Below are 22,824 nucleotides of genomic sequence, written 5' to 3'. Positions count from 1 at the left end.
GAATATGCTTGAAATATCAATAATACAAAGAGCATATTCGGTAGCCTGCCGCAAGGTTTTCAAGCGATTCATCCGAAACTCCTGCGGCAGCGGGATTCGGAAACGGCCGAATCCCTGAGCACAGGCATCAAGTAGTGTCTGCCGGCGCACACTACCGTTGGATAGATTGTGCGCCGCGGCGCTGCTGACAAACTGCCGTCAGCGCCCATTAAGTCCGACGGGGACTTAATGAGCAGATACTAATTAATGCGTGCTCAGCTATCGAATATGCTTGAAATATCAATAATACAAAGAGCATATTCGGTAGCCTGCCGCAAGGTTTTCAAGCGATTCATCCGAAACTCCTGCGGCAGCGGGATTCGGAAACGGCCGAATCCCTGAGCACAGGCATCAAGTAGTGTCTGCCGGCGCACACTACCGTTGGATAGATTGTGCGCCGCGGCGCTGCTGATAAACTGCCGTCAGCGCCCATTAAGTCCAACGGGGACTTAATGAGCAGATACTAATTATAATAGCACGACGCGGAAAGATAACAAGCGGACAGAGGAAAAAATACTGTTCTGATTTGTACCTGTTCACAAAAAAGGGTTCGTACTCTCGTTGCATGAGCACAAAACCTTGTAAGCTTTTGTCGGAGCTTTTCAGGCAATGTTTGTACATTGATTACATGCCTGCGGCAATGAACATCCAAAATAAAATATACAGTATCAGTGCTGCGAACCCCACACCCAATAGTATCAGCACCGCTTTTATAATCCGTAGGATTGATTTCCGGAATCGGCTCTTTTCTGCAAGTTCTCCATTCAATGAGGCTAAAATTTTGGCATAGTCTTTTGTTGAACCGTTGTTCGCGCCGTATCCGAGAAGTTCGCTTACCGAAACGTCAAAAACATCTGCCATCTCAGACAATATATCTGCATCCGGAACAGACATGTTATTTTCCCATTTTGACACGGTCTGTCTTGTAACGCCGAGCTTATCAGCAAGTTGTTCCTGAGTCATTACTGCTCGTTTGCGCAAATTTTTTATATTTTCACTGAGCGTCATAGATCCTGCCTTTCCTATTTGTCTTTGCCGTTTTGCAGTCGGCTTCTCTGTATTCTATTTCCATTATGTCACCGGATTTCCTGCTAATCAAGCAACGTAATTTAACATTTGTATCAAGCGTTGCAGACATCCGGATTTTTTTAACAGATAGAGTGCACAATAACATCTAAACGTATTTTTCTGAATAATTCAATACATCTTTGCGCGGAGCGGTGCTTAAGTAATAAGAGTGATTGGCACGAATATTAATAGCAAATGTAGTTTATATTCAATAAAGAATGATATCTTATTCGTTATTCGGATTCGGAATTCTGTAACAACAAAGACTGAATTATCGCTTGAAAAAGCTGTAAAAATTCACGTTGAATTTTACAGCTTTTGTGTATAATATAAGTAGTGTCTGCTCATTAAATCCTCGTCGGACTTAACGAGCGTTGACGACAGTTTGTCAACAGCGCTGCGGTGACCATCCAATGGAAGGATGCGCCGGCAGGCTACCAAATATGCTCTTTGTACTATTGATATTTCAAACATATTCGGTAGCTGAGCACGCATCAAGTAGCAGAAACAAGATAAAATCAAGGAAGGAGCTGAAAGTATATGGCGAGTATTTTACCGGTATCTGATTTGAGAAATTATAATGAAGTCCTGAAAAACTGTCGCAAAGGTGAACCTGTATATCTTACCAAGAACGGCAGAGGGCGTTTTGTGGTTATGGATTTTGAAGATTATGAGCGTGATCGTGCAGAAAAAAAGCTTTTGATGAAGCTGCAGGAAGCCGAAGAAGCAGTGAAAGACGGTGAAGGATGGCTGAATTTGGATGAATTGAAGGCACTTGTGGGAGAATAAGATGTTAAAACTGCGGATTAACCCGATTGTTGCAAAGGAACTGAAGAATATTCGGGATTATATTGCTGAAGACAATGAGGAATATGCGGCAAAGACTATAAAGGAAATTTACGGTAAATTTGAAAATCTCCAGATGCTTCCGGGAATGGGATCAGATCTTTCAAAACGAGTCAGTTTCAGGACAGATTATAAATATGCGATATGGGAAGATTATGTGATTATCTACAAGGCAAGTAAAGAGTATGTTGAGATTTATCGAGTAATCAATCGGTATCAGGATATTACGAGGATTTTCGAATAATGCTTAAAAAAAGCGCCCCGGCGAACTGTATCGCACGGGGCGCTTTTGACTGTATCGGCTTCCGCGGCCGCGGAAGCCGCCGGGCTGTTGAATATCAGCCGAAATATTTCTGAATGTCGTCCTCGACTGTGCCGATTCCGCCGATTCCGAAGTTCTCCACCAGAACGTTGGTCACGTTCGGCGACAGGAAGGCCGGAAGGGTCGGTCCGAGGTGGATGTTCTTCACGCCCAGGGACAGGAGCGCCAGCAGTACGATGACTGCCTTCTGCTCATACCACGCGATGTTGTAGACGATCGGCAGATCGTTGACATCGTCCAGTCCGAACACTTCCTTCAGCTTCAGCGCGATCAGCGCCAGAGAATAGGAATCGTTGCACTGACCGGCGTCGAGAACACGGGGGATTCCGTTGATGTCGCCCAGTCCCAGCTTGTTATATTTGTACTTGGCGCATCCTGCGGTCAGGATCACCGCATCCTCCGGCAGAGCCTTCGCGAAGTCCGTATAGTAGCTTCTCGTCTTCTGACGGCCGTCGCAGCCTGCCATTACGACGAACTTCCTGATCGCACCGGACTTGACGGCGTCCACCACCTGATCGGCCAGCGCGAACACCTGCTCGTGCGCGAATCCGCCGACAATCTCACCCTGCTCCAGTTCTGTGGGAGCGGAACAGCTCTTCGCCTGCTCGATGATGGGCGAGAAGTCCTTTACCTCGCCGTAGGCCGCGTCGATGTGCCTGCATCCCGGATATCCGGCGGCGCCGGTGGTCCAAAGACGGTCTTTGTAACTGTCTTTCGGCGGGACGATGCAGTTGGTTGTCATCAGGATCGGTCCGTTGAATTTCTCGAACTCGTCCTTCTGCTGCCACCAGGCATTTCCGTAGTTGCCTACGAAGTTGTCATATTTCTTGAAGAACGGATAGTAGTGGGCCGGCAGCATCTCGGAGTGAGTGTAGACGTCCACGCCGGTTCCCTTTGTCTGCTCCAGAAGCATCTCCAGATCCTTCAGGTCGTGACCGGAGACCAGAATTCCCGGGTTGCTGCGGACACCCAGATTCACCGTGGTGATTTCCGGATTTCCGTAAGCGCCGGTGTTGGCCTTGTCCAGCAGCGCCATGCCCTGTACGCCGTATTTTCCGGTTTCCAGTGTCAGTGCGACCAGGTCGTCCACGGACAGCGAATCGTCCAGAGTCTTTGCCAGCGTCTCCTGGATGAACACATCGACGTCGGCGTCATCCTCCAGCAGTGCATTCGCATGCTTTGTATAGGCAGAGAGCCCCTTGAGACCGTAGGTGATCAGTTCGCGCAGGGAGCGCACATCCTCGTCTTTGGTGGACAAAACTCCGTTGGCGGCGGCTTTAGCCGCATACTCGTCCTCGCTTCCGTTCCACAGCGCAGCCGGAGGCAGGTCGTTGTTGTTGCGGACCTGATCCAGAAGCTGCTGCTTGACTGCCAGTGTTTCCTTGACTCTGGCCACGATGGCGTCCTTGTCGAAGTTTGCATTTGTGATTGTAGTAAACAGGTTGAGAGTCACCAGATGATTGACATCCTTGCTGACTGCGGTTCCCTCCTGACGGAGCCGGCAGGCGACCGCGGAAAGTCCCTTTGTGACATAAATCAGAAGATCCTGCATCGCAGCGACCTCCGGCTTCTTGCCGCATACTCCGGACACGGTGCAGCCCGTGCAGCCGGCGGTTTCCTGACACTGATAGCAGAACATTTTGTTTTCCATATTGATTACCTCCGTTTTCATGGCGTTTGCTGAGCGTGCGCTCTGAGAGGCTCGGAAAAGCCGGATCCCGGGGCGCCGTCACTGCGTATCGATTTCGTATGTTGTCTGCATAATATCACGTCAGCGGGAAAATGACGGTAACAAATGTTACGCAGCGGATTTTTTTATAAAAGTTTATGTGATCTTTGCGAGTTTTTTCTTGACACGGTGAAGGCACAGTGCTAGAATCGTTAACATTGTTAATTATTAACAAAGATAATGATATGCAGACGCGGGCAGTCAGAGCGGCGCGGAAGGAGAACGTATGGAAAGAAAGAAGGCAGAAAATGAAGAAAGTGAACGGATTCGCGAAGACCAGCGGGAACTGATTCATCTGATCGGACGCATCAAACGGCTCCATCCGCAGATAAAGGACTGTGATCTGAATCAGGGGGATCTGCATACCATGATCGCTATCGGCCATGAGATGAGAGACAGAGATTTCGTCAGAGTATCGGATATCGTGCAGGCACTACCGGTGCCGCCTCCGGCCGTTTCACGGAGTCTCCGGAATCTCGAGCTGAAGGGATATACCCAGAGATCTGCGGATCCCGGTGACCGGAGAAATACGCTGGTGCGCCTTACTGAAAAAGGCTGGGAAAAATGCGGACAGTGCAGGTCGCAGATGGACCGGTTCTTTCGGGGTATTTTTCTCCGGATGGGACAGGAGAATGTCAGAACGCTGCTGGATTCTCTGGCGCAGCTGATGGACGCCGCGGAGGCGGAGAAAGCAGAGTGCTGCGATAAAGGGAAGGGAGATGAAAATATATGAGGAAAATAATAGGGAATCTGAAGCCCTACCGAGTTACCGTTATAATTCTGGCGCTGATGCTCTGCATTCAGGCCTACTGTGACCTGGCGCTGCCGGAGTACACACAGGATATCATCGATGTGGGGATTCAGAACAAGGGCATTGAGCATATCGTGCCGGAGAAGGTAACGGCGGAGGAGTATAAAGCCGCGGGAATCTTCATGACAAAGACGGAGAAAAAGACGTGGAATAGCATCTACACCAGACAGGGGAGCCGGTATGTTCTGAACGTCACGGATGGAGACAGGCTGGACGAACTAGATCAGGAACTTCTGACTCCGATCGTACTCACCTACGAGATGGGACATACCAGTGTATCCCAGTTCAGAAAAATCATCCGTTCTTTTCTGCTGCAGCAGAAGAATTCTCAGAGCAGGGCTGTCGCATCGCGTATTGACGATATGTCGGTAAAGGAAATCGGAGAACTTCTTCATTATGACATCGACACCTTCCGGGCGGAGGACGAGAACGGAAAAGTGAAGACATATGTGGATATGCGTTCGATGATGCAGAGCATGATCGATTCCGGAGTTATGTCGGATTCGGCGGTGACGAATGCGAAGAAACAGATGGAGAAGACCATCGATTCAGTGGGGACACAGACTTTGAAATCCATGGGAATCGCCTATGCGGCCGGATGTGACAAAGCGGCGGGGATGAACGTAAACCGGATCCAGAAACAGTATCTATGGAGAGAAGGCGGCAGGATGTTTCTGATGGCGCTGATGATGTTTATCGCCGCGGCGGTGGCTTCTTTCTTCGCGGCGCGGATCGGAGCTTCTGTGGGACGTGATCTGAGAGGAAAGCTGTTCCGGAACGTGATGAGCTTTTCCAATGCGGAAATCGGCAGATTTTCCTCTGCGTCGCTGATTACACGCTGTACCAACGACGTGCAGCAGATACAGATGGTGACGACCATGATGCTGCGCATGGTCATGTATGCACCGATTATGGGAATCTGGGGCATTATCAAGGTGGCACAGACCGGCGCTCATATGGGATATATCATCGCTCTGGCGATTCTGATGATCATTGCGTTTGTGGGCGTTCTTTTCGCAGTCACGCTTCCGAAGTTCCGGATCATGCAGAAGCTTGTGGACGGTCTGAACCGGGTCTCGCGGGAGATCCTCACCGGACTTTCGGTAATCCGCGCCTTCGGGAGAGAGAAGGAGGAAGAGAAGCGATTTGATGTCGCCAACGAGAGGCTGAAGAGGACGCAGCTGTTTACCAACCGCGTCATGACACTGATGCAGCCATCCATGCAGATGTTTATGTTCGCGCTGATCGTGCTGATAACCTGGGTATCGGCACACCGCATTGACGACGGGACACTTCAGGTGGGCGCGATGACCGCATTCATCACATATTCGATGATGATCGTCATGTCCTTCTTAATCATCACGGTCATGTCCATCATACTTCCCAGAGCAGGTGTTGCAGCGGAACGGATCGATGAGGTCATCCGGACCGGATCTTCGATTCAGGACCCGGAGCATCCCCGGGAAATCAGCGCGCCGAAGGGTGTTGTGGAATTCGAGCATGTGGACTTCCGTTATCCGGACGCGGAGCATAATGTGCTGACGGATATCACCTTTACGGCGGAGCCGGGAAAGACTACTGCCATTATCGGGAGCACGGGTTCCGGAAAAAGTACTCTGGTGAATCTGATTCCCCGCTTCTACGATATTACCGGAGGAAGGCTGAAGGTGGACGGTGTGGAGATCCGGGATCTGAGCCTGCGCGCTCTGCGCGGTGAAATAGGCTTTGTTCCTCAGAAGGGAGTGCTGTTCTCCGGAACCATCGCCTCCAACATACGTTTCGGGAACAAAGACGCATCCGACGAGGAAATGCGGGAGGCCGCAGAGATCGCCCAGGCGGCAGACTTCATTGAAGAGAAAAATATGGGCTTTGAAAGTGATGTGTCACAGGGAGGAAGCAACGTGTCCGGCGGACAGAAGCAGCGGCTTGCCATTGCCAGAGCCATCGCCCGGCGGCCGAGGATACTGATTTTCGACGACAGCTTTTCGGCGCTTGACATGAAGACAGATGCGAAGCTGCGGAAAAAGCTGTCTGAGAAGGTAAAGGATGCGACGACGATTGTTGTGGCACAGCGGATAAGCACGATCCTGAACGCGGATCAGATCCTGGTGCTGGACGAAGGACATATGGTGGGAAAGGGAACCCATCAGGAGCTGATGGAGAACTGTGAAGTGTATCGCCAGATCGCGGAATCGCAGCTTTCCAGTACAGAATTGGAGGGGATATAGATGAAGGAAGACAGTTCGATGAAAACGGCGCCCCGCAGACATCCCGGGCCGGGGGGACCCGGAGGCCACGGCGGACCCGCGGGGATGATCCCCGGTGAAAAACCGAAGCATTTCCGGAAGTCCTTCGGGGACTTGCTCCGGTATATGGGAAGATACAGAATCGGCGTGTTTTTCGTGATGATATTCGCGGCTGCATCCACGGTGTTCAACGTGATGGGACCGAAAATCATGGGAAACGCCACCACGGAGATTGCCGAGGGGCTCATGCGGAAGATCAGCGGAACCGGAGGAATTGATTTCGGAACGATCGCCCGTATTCTCCTGATAACGCTGAGTCTGTATATCGCAAGCGCGGTGTTCGCGTTTCTGCAGGGCTGGATCATGACGGGAATCACCCAGAAAATCTGCTATCGCATGCGCCGGGAGATTGCAGAGAAAATTGACCGCATGCCCATGAAATACTTTGAGAGCAGAACCTACGGCGAGGTTCTCTCCCGCATCACCAATGATGTCGATACACTTGGAACCGGACTGAATCAGAGCATTACGCAGATTATCACATCTGTGGCGACCATCATCGGCGTGATCGTGATGATGCTGACCATCTCTCCGCTGATGACTTTGATCGCACTTGTCGTCATTCCGGTTTCTGCGGTGCTGATGACTCTTCTGATCCGCTTCTCGCAGAAATATTTCAAGACACAGCAGAATTATCTGGGCCACATCAACGGACAGGTAGAGGAGAATTTCGCCGGGCAGCAGGTTATCAAAGCGTTCAGCAAAGAGGACGATGTGATTGAAACTTTCGGGCAGACCAACGACGTGCTCTATGATTCTGCCTGGAAGTCGCAGTGCCTTTCGGGAATCATGCAGCCTCTGATGATGTTTGTCGGAAATCTGGGATACGCAGGTGTCGCTATTTCCGGGGGATTCCTGGCGATACGCGGAACCATCGGAATCGGAGATATTCAGGCGTTTATCCAGTACGTCAAGAATCTGACGCAGCCCATCGCCCAGATCGCACAGGTCATGAATCAGGTGCAGTCTATGACGGCGGCCTCGGAACGTGTCTTTGAATTCCTCGCAGAGGAAGAGGAGGAGCTGACGCCTCCGGATCCGGTTCATCTGGAGAAGGTTGAGGGACGCGTCCGGTTTGACCATGTCCGGTTTGGATACAGTGAGGATCAGATTGTCATCAACGACTTCAGCGCGGTGGCCGAGCCCGGCCAGAAAATCGCCATTGTCGGCCCGACCGGCGCCGGCAAGACCACGATGGTCAAGCTGCTGATGCGCTTCTACGATGTGAATGCCGGAAGTATCACGCTGGACGGCGTGGATATACGCCGGTTCGATCGTCACGAGCTGCGGGAGAACTTCGGTATGGTGTTGCAGGACACATGGTTGTTTTCCGGAACGATTATGGAAAATATCCGTTACGGGCGTCTGGATGCGACGGATGAGGAGGTCGTCGCTGCGGCGAAGGCGGCTCACGCTGATCACTTCATCCGGACTCTTCCGGGAGGTTACGATATGGAGCTGAACGAGGACGCCACCAATGTCTCACAAGGGCAGAAGCAGCTGCTCACTATCGCCCGCGCGATTCTGGCGGATAATCGTGTGCTGATTCTGGACGAGGCCACCTCATCGGTGGATACCCGTACAGAGGAGCAGATCCAGACCGCCATGGACACTCTGATGGAGGGGCGGACCAGCTTTGTCATCGCTCATCGCCTTTCCACGATACGGAACGCGGATCTGATTCTGGTCATGAACCACGGCGATATCATTGAACAGGGGACTCATGAGGAGCTTCTGGCACAAAACGGATTCTACGCGGAACTCTACAATTCCCAGTTCGAAAAGGTGTCCTGAGGACAACGGCGGCGCGGCCGGGCGAGCTCTGTACCGCTTGATATCTGTGAATGCGAGGCCAGCCGGTCTCGCATCTGCGTCATCCGCATGACGACGGCGGAATCAAAGACGGTCGAGTGCCCGCGCCCGTGCCCTGCGAAAATATTGTCTGAAAAATGCTGTTTCTTTTCCGCCGCATTTAGTATATAATGATGATATACAAAGAAGGGGTGAGGCAAATGAAGAAACTAGTCACAGTAAGCAGAGAATATGGAAGCGGCGGCAGACAGATCAGCGCCATGATTGCGGAGAAGCTGGGCGTCCCGTGTTATGATAAGGAAATCATCGACATCGCTGTCAAGAAAAGCGGTCTTTCCCGCGAGGTGATTGAATCGGCAGAACTGAGAGCGAAGAGTGCGTTTACTTACACGCTGTCATCCGCGATGGTGTTCGGCGATAATATCTACCGCGAACCGATTTCCATGAACGAGAAACTCTTTCTGACACAGTTCGATATCATCGAGCAGATCGGCGAGCTCGGCGAGGGCGTCATTGTCGGACGCTGCGCGGATTACATTCTGAAGAATATTCCGAATGTGACTAATGTCTTCATCTATGCGGAGCTTCCGGATCGGGTCAAACGCTGTGTGGAGGTATACGGGGACGACCCGGAGGAGGTCAGAAAAAAGATCACGACCTACGACAAAGCCCGGGCGAATTACTATAATTATCACACCTGCCAGAAATGGGGAGCGTATGAAAACTACAATCTCAGCATTAACAGCAGCTATATCTCCGAAGAAGCGGCTGCGGATCTGGTAGTTGACTTTGTTAAGACAAGAACGTACAGGTGATCTGAAGGAGGTAGAACATGAACAAAATGAGCGCGAATAAAGCGGATCAGGGCAGAAAGACCACGTCCAAAGCCGCGAAGGTGATGCTGGCTGTCATTGGCGTCGGAGTAGTCACCGGGGTGACTCTGGTTATCGGAATGGATCAGGTCATGAAACGTATTTTCGTCAACGAGGACTGGCCGGACGAGGAATGGTCCAGCGACGACTGGGCCGGCGAGGATCTGGAGGATTAAGTCTGCGAAAGCAGACAGAAATGATATGTCGGAAGACGGGAAAGCCGCCGTACCGGGCGCTGAGAGGCGCAGGTGCGGCGGCTTTCTGTCTGATGCGGTGCGGGCGGTCGGGTGGACTACTCTCGCAGTTCCCGGCAGATTTTGCGAAACGTATCCGCGAAAAGGCTTCCTTTGTTCCATACGAAACTGAAATCATGCTTCACCCGGAAATCGCACAGTCGGAGCTGTCGCAGACTTCCCCGTGACAGTGCCTCTGCTGCGGCCGCGCGGTACATAAAGGAGATTCCCATATCCGCCTCCAGCAGCTGCAGGATGATGTGCATACTTCCGATTTCAACGCACCGCCTGAAATCGCCGATGTTCAGCTCCGCTGCGGCGAGGTTTTTCTCAAGAATATCCCTCGTGCCCGAGCCCGGTTCCCGGATCAGCAGAGGTTCATTCAGAACCTCACGGAGATTCAGCGGTTCGTGTGCAAAAGCATGCTTCGCTGACGCTACCGCAATAAATTCCTCAGTGCTGTACCGGCAGAAATCGAATTCCCCGGAGTCAAAGTGCCCTTCGACCAGTGCCACATCCAGCGTGCCCTGACGGATCCGTTCCAGCAGTTCTGTTGTGTTGGAGACGGACAGATGAAGTCTGAGATCGGGATTTTCGCGCAGAAAACGAACTATCGGGCGGCCGATGACAAAGTCGGCGATGGTTTTGGTGGTGCCCATATGAAGTTCCCGAACCTGAGCATTCGTGTCCTTCAGCTGCTGACGCAGGAGTTCACCGTCGCTGCGGATCGTCCGGGCGTGTCGCATCAGCAGAGTCCCCGCAGGGGAAAGCGAGATGCGTTTATTTTTGTGCACAAAGAGCGGTACGCCGTATTCCACTTCCAGGCTCCTGATGTGTCGGGACACCGCCGGCTGCGTAAGTCCGAGTTCTTTCGCCGCACGGGTGTAGTTCAGGGTTTCGCAGACCGTAAGAAAGGTCTGCAGCCGATAATCTAACATGATGCTGAAATTCCTCCTCAGGGGGCGTGTGCCCGAAATGCCGACAATACATATATTAATGCGTGCTCAGCCACCGAATATGCTTGAAATATCAATAATACAAAGAGCATATTCGGTAGCCTGCCGCAAGGTTTTCAAGCGTTTCATCCGAAAACCCTGCGGCAGTGGGATTCGGAAACGGCCGAATCCCTGAGCACAGGCATCAATTAGTGTCTGCCGGCGCCTTCTTCCATTAGATGGTGCGCCGCGGCGCTGCTGATAAACTGCCGTCAGCGCCCATTAAGTCCGGCGGGGACTTAATGGGCAGACACTATATTATTGTATCATAAAATTTCCGTATGGATATATGAAAAAATATGATTTTACATTATAGCTGAAAGAAGGTATGATGTGAGAAGTCCGCTGAAGGCGGATAAACTGAGAAAGTGAGGAAACAGAAAAAGAGAATGGAATTTATGAAAACGAATGGAAGAGGAATTCTGCTCTGTATCGGAATCGCCGCGCCGGCATGGCTGCTGGGGAGGGCGTTTCCTGTTGTGGGAGGACCGATTTTCGGGATTCTGATCGGGATGGCACTCTGTCTGGCTTTGCGTGACAAAGAGGTGTACCGTGCGGGAATTGCTTTTACCTCAAAGAAGATTCTGCAGGCGGCCGTGGTATTACTGGGATTCGGTCTGAATCTCGGCGTTATCGCGCAGACAGGGAAACAGTCGCTGCCGATCATCATTTGTACGATTACCACGTCCCTGGTCATCGCCTGGCTTTTTCATAAAGCGACCGGCACGCCGGGGCAGATTTCCATGCTGATCGGGGTGGGATCGTCCATCTGCGGGGGTTCAGCAGTGGCGGCAACGGCAAGTGTAATTGATGCGAAAGACGAGGATATCGCCCAGGCGATTTCAGTGATTTTCTTCTTCAACGTTCTGGCTGCGGTTCTGTTTCCGCCTCTCGGACATCTGCTTGGCTTTGATACCGCCAGCGGAGAGGCGTTTGGCGTTTTCGCCGGAACGGCGGTGAACGATACGTCGTCGGTGACTGCGACAGCGGCGACCTGGGACAGCATGTGGAATCTCGGAACGGCGACACTGGACAAGGCGGTTACGGTCAAACTGACCAGGACTCTGGCGATTATTCCGATTACGATGGCGATCGCATTCATGCAGACGCGGAAGGAGGATGTCAGGGAACGCGCGGAAGGTAAAAACGTTTCGGTTCTCAGTGTTTTCCCGATGTTCATTCTCTATTTTATCCTCGCATCTGTCATCACGACGGCCGCGACAGGCGCCGGCGTTCCTGCGGACATATTCACGCCGCTGAAGGAACTCAGCAAGATTTTCATCATCATGGCGATGGCGGCAATCGGACTGAATACGAACGTTGTGGAACTGGTGAAGAAAGGAGGCAAACCGATTCTCATGGGACTCTGCTGCTGGAGCGGAATTACGGTGGTGAGTCTGGTGCTTCAGCGGGTGATGGGTATCTGGTAATGCCCGTCCGCCGCGTCAGTACAGCCCCAGTGCCTGCATCAGCTGAAGAGCGAATGGCACTGCGAGGAATGCGGGCAGAAGGTTGATGACCTTCAGACTGGTGAGTTCAAGCATGTTGGTGCCGATGGCGACGATCATCAGGCTTCCGCTGCAGGAAAGTTCCAGGATCAGAGCGTCTGACAGAAACGGCGCGAGGGACGAAGACAGCAGCACGATGGCGCCCTGTGCGATCAGTGTGAAGAGCGCGGATCCGTAGACGCCCGCGCCCATCGTGGCGCCCAGCATGACGCCGGTGATGAGATCCAGCAGAGATTTTGTGTAAAGCATCGTATAGTTGCCCTTCAGGCCCGCGTCCAGAGAACCGACGATCATCATGGCACCGACGCTCATGATCAGGCAGGAATTGATAAAGGCCTCCGCTGCTGTGATTCGTCCGTCTTCTGCTTCTTTTGTCTCGAAACGTTTCGTGAGCCGTTCTGTTCCGCGGCTGATCCGGCCGTCCAGATCGCAGAGTTCGCCGACAGCGGCACCGGCCACACAGGAAAGGATGAGAATCAGTGCGTTTTTCTCCTGTATACAGCCCTGCAGGCCGATGATAACGACGCACAGTCCCATCACCTTCATCATGATGTCTGAAACGCGCTCCGGAATCCCTTTTTTGAATATCAGCCCGAGACTCGTGCCGATGACGATCGCTATAGTATTGATGATAACTGCAAACATAACAGACCCTCCCTTTGCTGATACTATTATACTGCGGCCGCTGCGGAAATGCAAAATGGGATAAAAATACTTTTAATGGGAAAAACTGTATAAAAACCGGATAACAAAGAAAATCCGGTACGGATTCTTCCCAAAGCAAAAACATACCCGGAAAAATAACCGTCAAAACGCCTATAACCGTTCCAACTGCGGGGATAGGGGAAACTTTCAATGTATGGATAAAAATACATGATTTTATTCTGATAAAGGGGGTTGACGAGAATACTGGCAAGATGTTAATATGCTCTTGTATACAAGATACAGGCAGCCGCGCGGCGCATTTCGCGGCTGATAGAAAGCATTTGACATAGACAGCTGAAAGGAGTAATCGTATGAGAAAAGAATGGGAAGGGTTCAAAGGAGGCCTCTGGCAGGATCAGATCTTTGTGGATGATTTCATCAATCTGAATTTCACCCAGTACAACGGCGACAGCAGCTTCCTGGCGGGACCCACGGAAAGGACGGCCGAGGTCAATGAAAAGGTGAAGGATCTCCTGGTCAGAGAGAGGAAGAACGGTGGAACACTGAAGGTGGACGCCAGCAGAATCATGCGGATCAACGCGTTTGAGCCCGGGTACATTGACAAGGACAAAGACATCATCGTGGGACTGCAGACGGATGAACCGCTGAAAAGAGGAATCTGCCCCTTTGGCGGAATCAAAATGGTTCGGGAAGAGGTTGCGGAGTACGGTGAAGAACTTCCCGAGAACATTCAGTTCCTGTTCAACTATATGACTTCCCACAATGACGGCGTGTTCAAGGCCTACTCTCCTGAAATGAGAAAGGCGAGACACCTTGGATTCATTACCGGTCTTCCGGACGCCTACGGACGCGGAAGAATCATCGGCGATTACAGAAGAGCCGCGCTTTACGGTCTGGATTATCTGATTGAGCAGAAGCAGAAGGATCACGATGAAATCAGTTCCCGCGAGGAGATGACGGAGGAGAATGTGCGGCTGGCTGAAGAGGTCTGGAACCAGATTGCCGCGCTGAAGGAGATCAAGAAGATGGCGGAGAGCTACGGCTTTGATATCTCCCGTCCGGCTCAGGATGTGAAGGAAGCGATTCAGTGGGTGTACTTCGCATATCTTGCGGGTATCAAGGAGGAGAACGGAGCGGCGATGTCGCTGGGAAGAACCGCCACCTTCCTGGATGTCTATGCGGAGAGAGACCTTGCGTCAGGAAGATACACTGAAGAGCAGATTCAGGAATTCGTTGACGACTTCATCCTCAAACTCAGAGTGGCGAGACATCTGAGAACCAATGAATATAACGAGCTGTTCGGCGGCGACCCCATGTGGATCACAGAGGGTCTGGGCGGTATCGGTGCAGACGGCAGACACAGAGTCACCAAGATGACCTACCGCTACCTGAATACTTTGTACAATCTGGGGCCCGCGCCGGAACCGAATCTGACAGTTCTCTGGTCGGAGAAGCTGCCGGAGCCGTTCAAGAGATTCTGTGCGCAGGTCTCCATCGACACGGATTCGATCCAGTACGAGAATGACGATAAAATGAGACCGAATTACGGAGACGATTATTCCATCGCCTGCTGTGTTTCTGCGATTCAGATGGGAGAACAGATGCAGTTCTTCGGCGCGCGGTGCAACCTCGCCAAGTGCCTGCTGCTGGCTATCAACGGCGGAATTGACGAGCGTACAGGTGAACGTATCGGACCGCAGATGGAGCCCATGGGCGACGGCCCGCTGGACTTCGATGAGGTATGGAGAAGATATAACATTTATCTGGAGTGGCTCATGGGCGTATATGCACGCATCATGAACATCATCCACTTCATGCACGACAAATATGATTATGAGAGATCGCAGATGGCGTTCCTGGATTCCGAGGTGAAGAGGCTGATGGCGTTCGGCGTTGCGGGATTCTCGGTAGCGGCGGATTCCCTGTCCGCGATCAAATACGCGAAGGTTACGCCGATCCGCGATGAGAGAGGCATTATCGTGGACTACAAAACCGAGGGCGACTTCCCCAAGTACGGCAATGACGACGACAGAGTAGACGATATCGCGGTCGCGATTTCGGAAAAGTCCATCGCGGAACTGAGAAAGCATCCTGCCTACAGAAACGCGGTCACCACGCTGTCGGTGCTTACGATCACATCCAATGTAATGTACGGAAAGAAGACCGGAAACACACCGGACGGACGCCGGGCGACGACGCCGTTCGCACCGGGAGCCAACCCGATGCACCAGCGTGATACCCACGGAGCGGTTGCGTCGCTGAACTCGGTGGCCAAAATCGACTGGAACACCTGCCAGGATGGAATCTCCAACACCTTCAGCATCACACCGGACTCCCTTGGCAAGGACAAGGAGCAGAGGACAGACAATCTGGTTACGCTGCTGAGCGGGTACTTCAATCAGGGTGCGCACCATCTCAATGTGAATGTGCTGAATCGCGAGACGCTGATTGATGCGTACAATAATCCGGATAAGTATCCGAGCCTGACCGTTCGCGTTTCCGGATACGCGGTGCGCTTCAACGCACTGTCCAAGGCTCATCAGAAGGAAGTCATCGAGAGAACCTTCCACGAGGCGATTTAAGATATCGGATAATGTCCTCCCGCAGAACTCCGCGCGGGTTCTGCGGGTGCTGACGGCAGTCTGTCGGCAGCGCCGCGGCAGAAGAAAGAGTATTTGCAAAGTATTTTGAATTCAGAGGAGCAGGTTGACACATGGCGACAGGTAGATTACACTCAATAGAGACGTTCGGAGCGGTTGACGGTCCGGGAATCCGTACCGTATTCTTTCTGCAGGGCTGCCCTGCCCGGTGCGCCTATTGCCATAATCCGGACACGTGGAATCCGGCAGGCGGACAGGAAATCACCGTGGAAGAGGTCGTGCGCCGCGCAAAACGGGGAAGACCGTATTACGGCGCCAACGGCGGCGTTACATTTTCCGGCGGCGAACCGCTGCTGCAGGGCGAATTCGTTCTGGAAGCGGTACGTGCGCTGAAGAGAGAAGGAATCTCCTCGGCGATTGACACCAGCGGAACGTATTTTGACGATATGTCGGAGAAGGTCATCGATGCGGCAGATATGCTGCTGCTTGACATCAAGCATATTGATCCGAAAAAGTTCCGGGAGCTGACCGGCCGGGAGCAGAGTCCTCTGTTTCGTCTGATCGAGGTGATCAACCGTCTGGACAAGCCGATCTGGATCCGTCAGGTGATCGTTCCCGGCTTTAACGATGACGAGCAGTATATTTACAGTCTGAACGAGTTCCTCAGGAAGATCCGTTCCGTGAAGAAGATCGAGCTGCTGGGGTATCATAACATGGCGGAGAACAAATATGACAGGATGGGGCTGCGCTACCGTCTTCAGGGAGTCAGACCCATGAACCGGAACAGACTGCAGCAGCTCAGCAGTCTGACACAAATCGTGTAAATCATCTTATCTATATATTCTTTAACAGAAAGAAGGGTCGCGGGAAACTGCGACCCTTCTTTCGTGGGGATATGCGTGCGGAGGAAGACGATGGACGGCGGAGACAACTACTCTCCGCTGTCTTCTGTCTCGCCGGAAACGCCGGAAACATTTACCGGAATGCCGTTGATCTCCACGCCGTCGCCGGCCGGAATCAGAATATAGGAACTTCCGTCTATGATGCGGGTCTCGATCATGCTGCTGTACTCCGGTGCCACGGAAATCTTTACGTCGGGCGTCTCGATCCGGAATTTCCCGCTTTCGATGATATTACGCGGGTTCAGCTCCGCAAATTCTCCATAGCGTTCGCGGCACTCCTGCTGGAACGCTTCGGCCTTTTCGGCAGGAACTCCGCTGTGTCTCAGGACATCGCCGACTTCGGGAATGGACAGGACGAGAGGCTCAGGATCTTTGCTCTCTTTGTGCTCCGCGATGCGGCAGCGCACCTGCTCGTGAACGGATTGTACGACGTCGTAGCAGCAGTCCTCCTGCAGCGCACTGCTCAGAGCATCGTCGAACAGAATCTTCTGTTCCTCGGCAGACATGGGCGGGTCTACGTGAAACAGTGCGTCAATGATGTTCTGGTGTACCTCGTCGGGATTTTTGCTGTAAAAAAGAGCGTTGTATATATTCGCCGAACGGTCGTCGAAGGCGGGGAACAGAAATCCCAGCTCCGGTGCGAGAGCGATATGACCTGTGGATGTGCTGCGGAACGAGTGCTCCTGACTGTTGTAGATCAGTTCCAGCTTCGGATCCTTCACCGGACAGACACTGCAGACAAAATACTGGTAGACCGACTCAGAGGCGTCATCCATGACCGCACCGTCGCTGCCGCGGAAGGGTACGTCATAAGTGTCTGAAGCCAGGAGGATGAGGTAGTTTGTGTCTCTCGGATCCATGGCGTCAATGATGCGGCGGCAAAGCTCTTCACGGGCGTCTTTGTTCTCCAGACCTGACTGGCGCACAGTCTGAAGCAGGCGATGCTCCTCACTGTCCTCCACCTGCGCAGTGGAGAATTCAATATCGATCAGATTCCGTCCGAGCGCACCGGACAGAGACTTCTTCAGAAGTCCCAGGTACATATCCTGCTCTTCCTCCGGCATTAGCCCCAGGGAAGTGTCAATATATGTAATCGGTTCTTTGTTGCCGTTGACATAGCAGCCGTAGATCCTGCTGATGGCATTGTGATCCGGCTTGAAACGCCGGCGGATTTCATTGAGCTCTTTCTGATTCATGTTATGCCTCCTGTGGAACAAAATACAGTACTTGCTGAGCACGCATTAAAAAAACATACATATCATAATAACATGTGCGGGTTTCCGGTTCAATTGCTCATTGATCTGCGACGGTCGGAATTGAATTTTGTTTCTCCGTGTGCTATCCTAATAGTGTCAATGCCCCCGTCCCATTCGACGGGGAGAAGAAAGGAATGATTTGATGTCTGAAAACAAAGCTAGCAAGGGGACATATTACATCTCAACCCCGATCTATTATCCGAGTTCGAATCTGCATATAGGCCATACCTACTGCACCGTCATGGCGGATGCGGTTGCCAGATTCAAGCGCCTGTCCGGCTATGATGTACATTTTCTGACGGGAACGGACGAGCACGGTCTGAAGATCCAGAAAATCGCGGAGGAGAAGGGCGTTACGCCTCAGGAATATGTAGATGAGATCGTTGCCGGAGTGAAAAAACTCTGGGCTACCATGGAGATTTCCTACGATGACTTTATCCGCACGACGGAGCCGCGGCACGTCCGCCGCGTGCAGGCGATCTTCAACAAAATGAACGAGAAGGGAGATATTTACAAAGGCGAGTACGAGGGCTGGTACTGTACGCCCTGTGAATCCTTCTGGACGGAGAGCCAGCTGGTGAACGGCTGCTGCCCGGACTGCGGAAGACCGGTGGAAAAAGCCCATGAGAAGGCGTATTTCTTCCGTCTTTCCAAATACCAGGACCGGATTCTGGAGCTTTTTGAGAAAAATCCGGATTTCCTGAAGCCGGATACCAGAAGACATGAGATGGAGGAGTTCGTCAGACAGGGCCTGGAGGACCTCTGCATCTCCCGTTCGACCTTTAAGTGGGGGATTCCGGTGCCCGGCGATCCGGAGCACGTTATCTATGTCTGGCTGGATGCGCTCACGAATTATATTACGGCGCTGGGCTATCCCGACGACCCGGAGCTGTATAACAAATATTGGCCGGCGGATGTTCATCTGGTGGGGAAGGAAATCGTCCGTTTCCACTCCATCATCTGGCCCGCGATGCTGATGTCGCTGGACCTTCCGCTTCCGAAACAGGTGCTGGGGCACGGCTGGCTGCTCATCGACGGCGGCAAAATGAGCAAGTCCAAGGGGAACGTTGTGGATCCGGTGGTCCTGATCGACCGCTACGGCATCGATGCGCTGAAATATTTCCTGCTGCGGGAATATACCTTTGGGCAGGACGGCGTATTTACCAATGAAGTGATGCTGAAGAGGATGAACTTCGATCTGGCCAACGACCTGGGGAATCTGGTGTCCAGAACCACAGCCATGATCGAGAAATACTGCGGAGGCGTTATCCCGAAGGCGGAGACTGAGGATGAGATCGACCGTGAACTGAAGAGCCTGGCGGTCAGTGTCGCGCCTGAAGTGGAGAAAGACATGGACCGGTTTGCCTTCAACAGCGCGCTGGAGAATATCTGGGTGCTGGTACGCCGCGCCAACAAATATATCGATGAGAAGACGCCGTGGATTCTTGCGAAGGACGAGAGCCGGAAGGCGGAGCTGGACACATGTATGCATAACCTGGCGGAGTCGCTGCGGATTATTTCCATTCTGATCTATCCGTATATGCACACCACCACAGAGAAGATCCGGGAGCAGCTCGGAATCACCGGGGAGATCCGGTGGGAAGACACCTTCGTCTTTGACCTGCTGGAGGGGAACAAAGTGTGCCGCGGTGAGGCTATCTTCCCGCGCCTTGACATCGAAAAAGAGCTGAAGGAGCTGGACGAGTTGAAAAAACAGCAGGCAGCGGCGAAGGACGGAGCCGGAGAGAACGTTCCGCTGAAGCTGAAGCCGGAAATCGAATATGGAGATTTCGACAAAATGGACTTCCGCGTGGGAACGATTCTGTCCGCAGAGAAGCATCCGGATGCAGATCGCCTGCTTGTATTCCAGGTGCAGATGGGAACGGAAAAACGCCAGATTATTTCCGGCGTCGCGAAGGACTTCAGTCCGGAGGAGATGGTCGGAAAGAAGGTCATCGTTGTGGCGAACCTGAAGCCGCGTATGTTCCGGGGCATGGAGTCGAAGGGAATGATTCTGTTCGCAGAGGACGGAAAGCATGTGAAGCTGGTGACCACAGAGGCTCCCGACGGGAACGCGGTGAATTAGAGGCATTTCCATGGACAAAATATTATTTGACGCGCATGCGCATATCAACGAGGAATCCTTTTCAGAGGAGGATCGGAAAAAGCTGGCGGAGGCTATCGAGGCTTCGCCGGTAGCTTATGTTATGGACGGAGGCTCAAACATCGCGACTTCCCGGCAGGCGGTCAGAGACGCGGATACCTGGGAGTGGTGCTACGCCGTTGTCGGCGTACATCCTCACGATGCAAAGGATCTAGAGAGCGGCGCCGCCACGCTGGAGGAAATACGGAGTCTTGCGGAACATCCGAAGGTGAAGGGGATCGGTGAGATCGGACTGGATTTCTACTATGATAATTCTGAACGGGACGTGCAGCGGAAGTGGTTCCGGGAGCAGATCCGCATGGCCAATGAGCTGTCCCTGCCCATCGTGATCCATTCCAGAGATGCGGAACAGGAGACGATGGAGATTCTGAAGGAGGAGGGCGCGTTCAGCCGGGAACGGCAGTCGGCCTTTCCGACCAGAAAGGGGCCGGACGGGGATGAACTGCCGGACAGCAGGGTGCTGATTCACTGCTTCTCCGGAAGCCGGGAGACCGCAGAGCAGTATGTGAAGCTGGGTGCGACGATTTCGATCTGCGGTCCGGTCACCTTCCGGAACAACCGCAGAACCGTCGAGGTCGCACAGACGATTCCGCCCGAGTTTCTGACGGTTGAGACAGATTCGCCGTATCTGGCACCGGAACCGAAACGCGGGAGACCGAACATGCCTCCATATGTGGAATATGTGGCCCGCCGGGTCGCAGTATTGAAAGGGATGAGCTACGAGGATATCGCAGCGATCACCTGCGAAAATGCAAAACGATTTTACGGGATCTGAACGAAAGAAGCCGTCCCCCCGCACAGGCGGGGCAACGGCTTCTTTCGATTTTTAGACAGAGCGACTGCGCGGAAGAGAACCGCGAGTTACCTGTACTTTACAGTATAGTCGTTTTATAGAGCATAGTCAACCTGCCGACTGACCTTTTATAATTGTTCCGGGACGGTGCAGGTTGTATGATCAGTTATGAACCATTCTGGGAACGGACAAAAGAATCGGGAATCACTACGTATGCTCTGATCAACGAGTATCATTTCAGCTCGTCCACAATCGACCGGTTGCGGCATAACAAACCGGTGAACACGACGACGCTGAACGATCTCTGCAATATTTATCAATGTCCTATCGAAGGAATCGTGAAGTATATTCCGGACGATGATGCTGCAGAAGAGAAGTGATTTTCTTCCCGGATGTGACAGGCGGAGACAGGATGTGAAGGTACTGTGAAATGTTCCGGCTGAAACCGATTTTCTGTTTGAATCTGCCCGCCGGAATGGTATAATACAACCATGAATACCGTAGTAGACGCTGTCAGAAACAGCAGCCTGATAAGAGAACACCAGCACATTGTGATCGGACTTTCAGGAGGTCCGGATTCTATGTGCCTTTTTAGTGTGTTGAAAAATCTTTCCGCAGAGCTGGACCTGAAGCTGTATCCGGTTCACGTCAATCACAAAATCCGCCCGGGAGAGGCGGAGGCAGACCAGGCCTTTGTAGAACGGCTCTGCCGGGAGAGCGGGCTGGACTGCTATTCAGTGGAGTTTGACTGCCGCGCCGCGGCGGAGGCCCGGGGTGAAACGACAGAGGAAACCGGAAGATGGATGCGTTATGAAGCCTTCCGCGCCAGGGCAGAGGCTCTCTGCGAACAGGGCGTAGATCGGAAGGATATCGCCGTCGCTCTGGCTCATAATGCGGACGATCAGGCAGAAACGATTATGTTCCGCCTGATGCGGGGCACGGGAGTCGGCGGCCTCTCGGGGATGGCGGCAGAACGGGAGGACGAGGCCGGTTTCCGGATCATCCGTCCTCTGCTGGAGATCCCCAAATCCCGGATACTGGAGTATTGCAGAGAACACGACCTGCAGCCCCGGACAGACCGGACCAACGCGTCGACCGAGTACGCCAGAAACCGGATCCGGCTGGAGCTGATGCCGGCGCTCAGGCAGTACAACCCCCATATACGGGAGGCGATTCTGAGGCTGGGACGATCGGCGGCAGAGACCAGAGATTATCTGGACACGATGGCGGCGGCATACATGAAAGAGGGAATGGAGCGTCGGGGCGAGACCGGACTGTGCTTCCGCAAAGATCTGGCGGAGCTGCATCCTGCGCTGCGGAAGCATATAATCGGGAAGGCGCTGGGAACGCTGGGACTGTTTCAGGATATGACATCTGCCCATTACAGTGGGATTGAAGCAATTCTCCGAAGCGGGTCACCATCTGCCTCGGCAGATCTGCCTCACGGCTATCGGGCCTGTATGGAATACGGCCGGCTGGTGCTGCGTGCGCCGTCACGGGCCGCGGAAGCGGAACCGGCGCATGTCAGGCTTGCGCTGACCGTTCTTCCTGCAGAGGAAGCGGATTTTCCGCCGGGGGCCGCGGTGTTTGACGCGGATGCGCTTGAAGACGCATACGGATCGGATTTTGTTACAAAAATCACGCTGCGGACGCGTGGGAGCGGAGATTTTCTGGGAATCCGCGGGGGTCGGAAGAAAATCCAGGATCTCTTTGTGGACGAGAAGATTCCGAAGGAAAAACGAGATCGGATCCCGCTTGTCGCCATCGGCAGGGAGGTTCTGTTCATTCCCCGGGGAGACTGCGGTCCGTCGCGGCCGCGGTACAGTGCGAATTATGCTTTGTCTCCGGATACAAAAAGAGTGATTACGGTTGAAATAATTGGTATAGTATGATAAAATTAAT

The 22,824-nt window shown here is 52.8% G+C and carries 19 protein-coding genes; 14 read left to right on the top strand and 5 right to left on the bottom strand.

Translation table 11 applies throughout. The features are described 5' to 3' along the window. Positions 1 to 663: 663 nt before the first annotated feature. A complete protein-coding gene (locus tag FYJ64_RS08430) occupies positions 664 to 1,047 on the bottom strand; it encodes a helix-turn-helix domain-containing protein (protein ID WP_154574714.1) in 384 nt (127 codons plus the stop codon). A 600-nt stretch (positions 1,048 to 1,647) separates the two neighbouring features. Here FYJ64_RS08430 and FYJ64_RS08425 point away from each other — a divergent pair. Next, on the top strand, positions 1,648 to 1,896 hold the full coding sequence (locus FYJ64_RS08425; protein WP_154574713.1) for a type II toxin-antitoxin system prevent-host-death family antitoxin: 249 nt from the start codon (positions 1,648 to 1,650) through the stop codon (positions 1,894 to 1,896). A 1-nt stretch (position 1,897) separates the two neighbouring features. Next, on the top strand, positions 1,898 to 2,197 hold the full coding sequence (locus FYJ64_RS08420; RefSeq protein WP_154574712.1) for a type II toxin-antitoxin system RelE/ParE family toxin: 300 nt from the start codon (positions 1,898 to 1,900) through the stop codon (positions 2,195 to 2,197). Positions 2,198 to 2,291: 94 nt separating this feature from the next. Here the strand turns inward: FYJ64_RS08420 and hcp are convergent, their stop codons facing one another. Further along, the gene (gene hcp / locus FYJ64_RS08415; RefSeq protein WP_154574711.1) at positions 2,292 to 3,926 is read right to left on the bottom strand and encodes a hydroxylamine reductase; all 1,635 of its coding nucleotides are present in this window, start codon (positions 3,924 to 3,926) and stop codon (positions 2,292 to 2,294) included. 304 nt (positions 3,927 to 4,230) lie between these two features. Between hcp and FYJ64_RS08410 the strand changes: the two genes are divergently transcribed. The 5 genes from FYJ64_RS08410 (at position 4,231) to FYJ64_RS08390 (ending at position 9,981) form a co-directional block, all read left to right on the top strand. Beyond that, the gene (locus FYJ64_RS08410; protein WP_154574710.1) at positions 4,231 to 4,737 is read left to right on the top strand and encodes a MarR family winged helix-turn-helix transcriptional regulator; all 507 of its coding nucleotides are present in this window, start codon (positions 4,231 to 4,233) and stop codon (positions 4,735 to 4,737) included. Continuing rightward, a complete protein-coding gene (locus FYJ64_RS08405) occupies positions 4,734 to 7,043 on the top strand; it encodes an ABC transporter ATP-binding protein (RefSeq protein WP_154574709.1) in 2,310 nt (769 codons plus the stop codon). The genes FYJ64_RS08410 and FYJ64_RS08405 overlap by 4 nt, the downstream gene beginning before the upstream one ends. An 18-nt stretch (positions 7,044 to 7,061) precedes the next feature. Then, the gene (locus tag FYJ64_RS08400; protein ID WP_441151558.1) at positions 7,062 to 8,915 is read left to right on the top strand and encodes an ABC transporter ATP-binding protein; all 1,854 of its coding nucleotides are present in this window, start codon (positions 7,062 to 7,064) and stop codon (positions 8,913 to 8,915) included. A gap of 218 nt (positions 8,916 to 9,133) precedes the next feature. Beyond that, on the top strand, positions 9,134 to 9,748 hold the full coding sequence (locus FYJ64_RS08395; protein WP_206045602.1) for a cytidylate kinase-like family protein: 615 nt from the start codon (positions 9,134 to 9,136) through the stop codon (positions 9,746 to 9,748). A 17-nt stretch (positions 9,749 to 9,765) separates the two neighbouring features. After that, positions 9,766 to 9,981 carry a hypothetical protein gene (locus FYJ64_RS08390; protein ID WP_075712754.1) on the top strand — a complete coding sequence of 72 codons (216 nt, stop codon included), beginning with the start codon at positions 9,766 to 9,768 and terminating at the stop codon, positions 9,979 to 9,981. A gap of 116 nt (positions 9,982 to 10,097) precedes the next feature. On the opposite strand, the gene FYJ64_RS08385 is transcribed toward FYJ64_RS08390, so the two are convergent. Continuing rightward, a complete protein-coding gene (locus tag FYJ64_RS08385) occupies positions 10,098 to 10,976 on the bottom strand; it encodes a LysR family transcriptional regulator (RefSeq protein WP_154574706.1) in 879 nt (292 codons plus the stop codon). A 446-nt stretch (positions 10,977 to 11,422) separates the two neighbouring features. Between FYJ64_RS08385 and FYJ64_RS08380 the strand changes: the two genes are divergently transcribed. After that, the gene (locus FYJ64_RS08380) at positions 11,423 to 12,463 is read left to right on the top strand and encodes a YeiH family protein (protein WP_154574705.1); all 1,041 of its coding nucleotides are present in this window, start codon (positions 11,423 to 11,425) and stop codon (positions 12,461 to 12,463) included. A gap of 15 nt (positions 12,464 to 12,478) precedes the next feature. Here the strand turns inward: FYJ64_RS08380 and FYJ64_RS08375 are convergent, their stop codons facing one another. After that, entirely contained in the window at positions 12,479 to 13,186 is a 708-nt protein-coding gene (locus tag FYJ64_RS08375; protein ID WP_154574704.1) for a DUF554 domain-containing protein, read from the bottom strand. Positions 13,187 to 13,557: 371 nt separating this feature from the next. On the opposite strand from FYJ64_RS08375, the gene pflB reads away from it, so the two are divergent. Together pflB and pflA are read left to right on the top strand one after the other, a co-directional pair. Next, complete coding sequence (gene pflB, locus FYJ64_RS08370) at positions 13,558 to 15,789, top strand: formate C-acetyltransferase (protein ID WP_154574703.1); 2,232 nt, start codon at positions 13,558 to 13,560, stop codon at positions 15,787 to 15,789. A gap of 131 nt (positions 15,790 to 15,920) precedes the next feature. Beyond that, positions 15,921 to 16,631 (top strand): pyruvate formate-lyase-activating protein, encoded by a 711-nt coding sequence (pflA, locus tag FYJ64_RS08365; protein WP_154574702.1) that lies wholly within the window; start codon positions 15,921 to 15,923, stop codon positions 16,629 to 16,631. Between the two features lie 107 nt (positions 16,632 to 16,738). Here pflA and FYJ64_RS08360 read toward each other — a convergent pair whose 3' ends face one another. After that, a complete protein-coding gene (locus tag FYJ64_RS08360; protein WP_154574701.1) occupies positions 16,739 to 17,905 on the bottom strand; it encodes a DUF4317 domain-containing protein in 1,167 nt (388 codons plus the stop codon). Positions 17,906 to 18,107: 202 nt separating this feature from the next. Here FYJ64_RS08360 and metG point away from each other — a divergent pair, with 202 nt between their 5' ends. The 4 genes from metG (at position 18,108) to tilS (ending at position 22,814) form a co-directional block, all read left to right on the top strand. Beyond that, entirely contained in the window at positions 18,108 to 20,051 is a 1,944-nt protein-coding gene (gene metG / locus FYJ64_RS08355) for a methionine--tRNA ligase (RefSeq protein WP_154574700.1), read from the top strand. Between the two features lie 10 nt (positions 20,052 to 20,061). After that, entirely contained in the window at positions 20,062 to 20,904 is an 843-nt protein-coding gene (locus FYJ64_RS08350; RefSeq protein ID WP_154574699.1) for a TatD family hydrolase, read from the top strand. A gap of 176 nt (positions 20,905 to 21,080) precedes the next feature. Then, complete coding sequence (locus FYJ64_RS08345) at positions 21,081 to 21,302, top strand: helix-turn-helix domain-containing protein (RefSeq protein ID WP_154574698.1); 222 nt, start codon at positions 21,081 to 21,083, stop codon at positions 21,300 to 21,302. Between the two features lie 111 nt (positions 21,303 to 21,413). After that, positions 21,414 to 22,814: a tRNA lysidine(34) synthetase TilS gene (gene tilS / locus FYJ64_RS08340; protein ID WP_154574697.1), complete on the top strand. Its 1,401-nt coding sequence runs from the start codon at positions 21,414 to 21,416 to the stop codon at positions 22,812 to 22,814. Positions 22,815 to 22,824 lie beyond the last annotated feature (10 nt).

Origin of the sequence: Hornefia butyriciproducens, from assembly GCF_009695915.1 — a bacterium.
GTDB classification, from domain to species: Bacteria; Bacillota; Clostridia; order Peptostreptococcales; family Anaerovoracaceae; genus Aminicella; species Aminicella butyriciproducens.
Note: the sequence above shows the minus strand (reverse complement) of the source record. Positions and strands in the feature narration are given on the sequence as shown.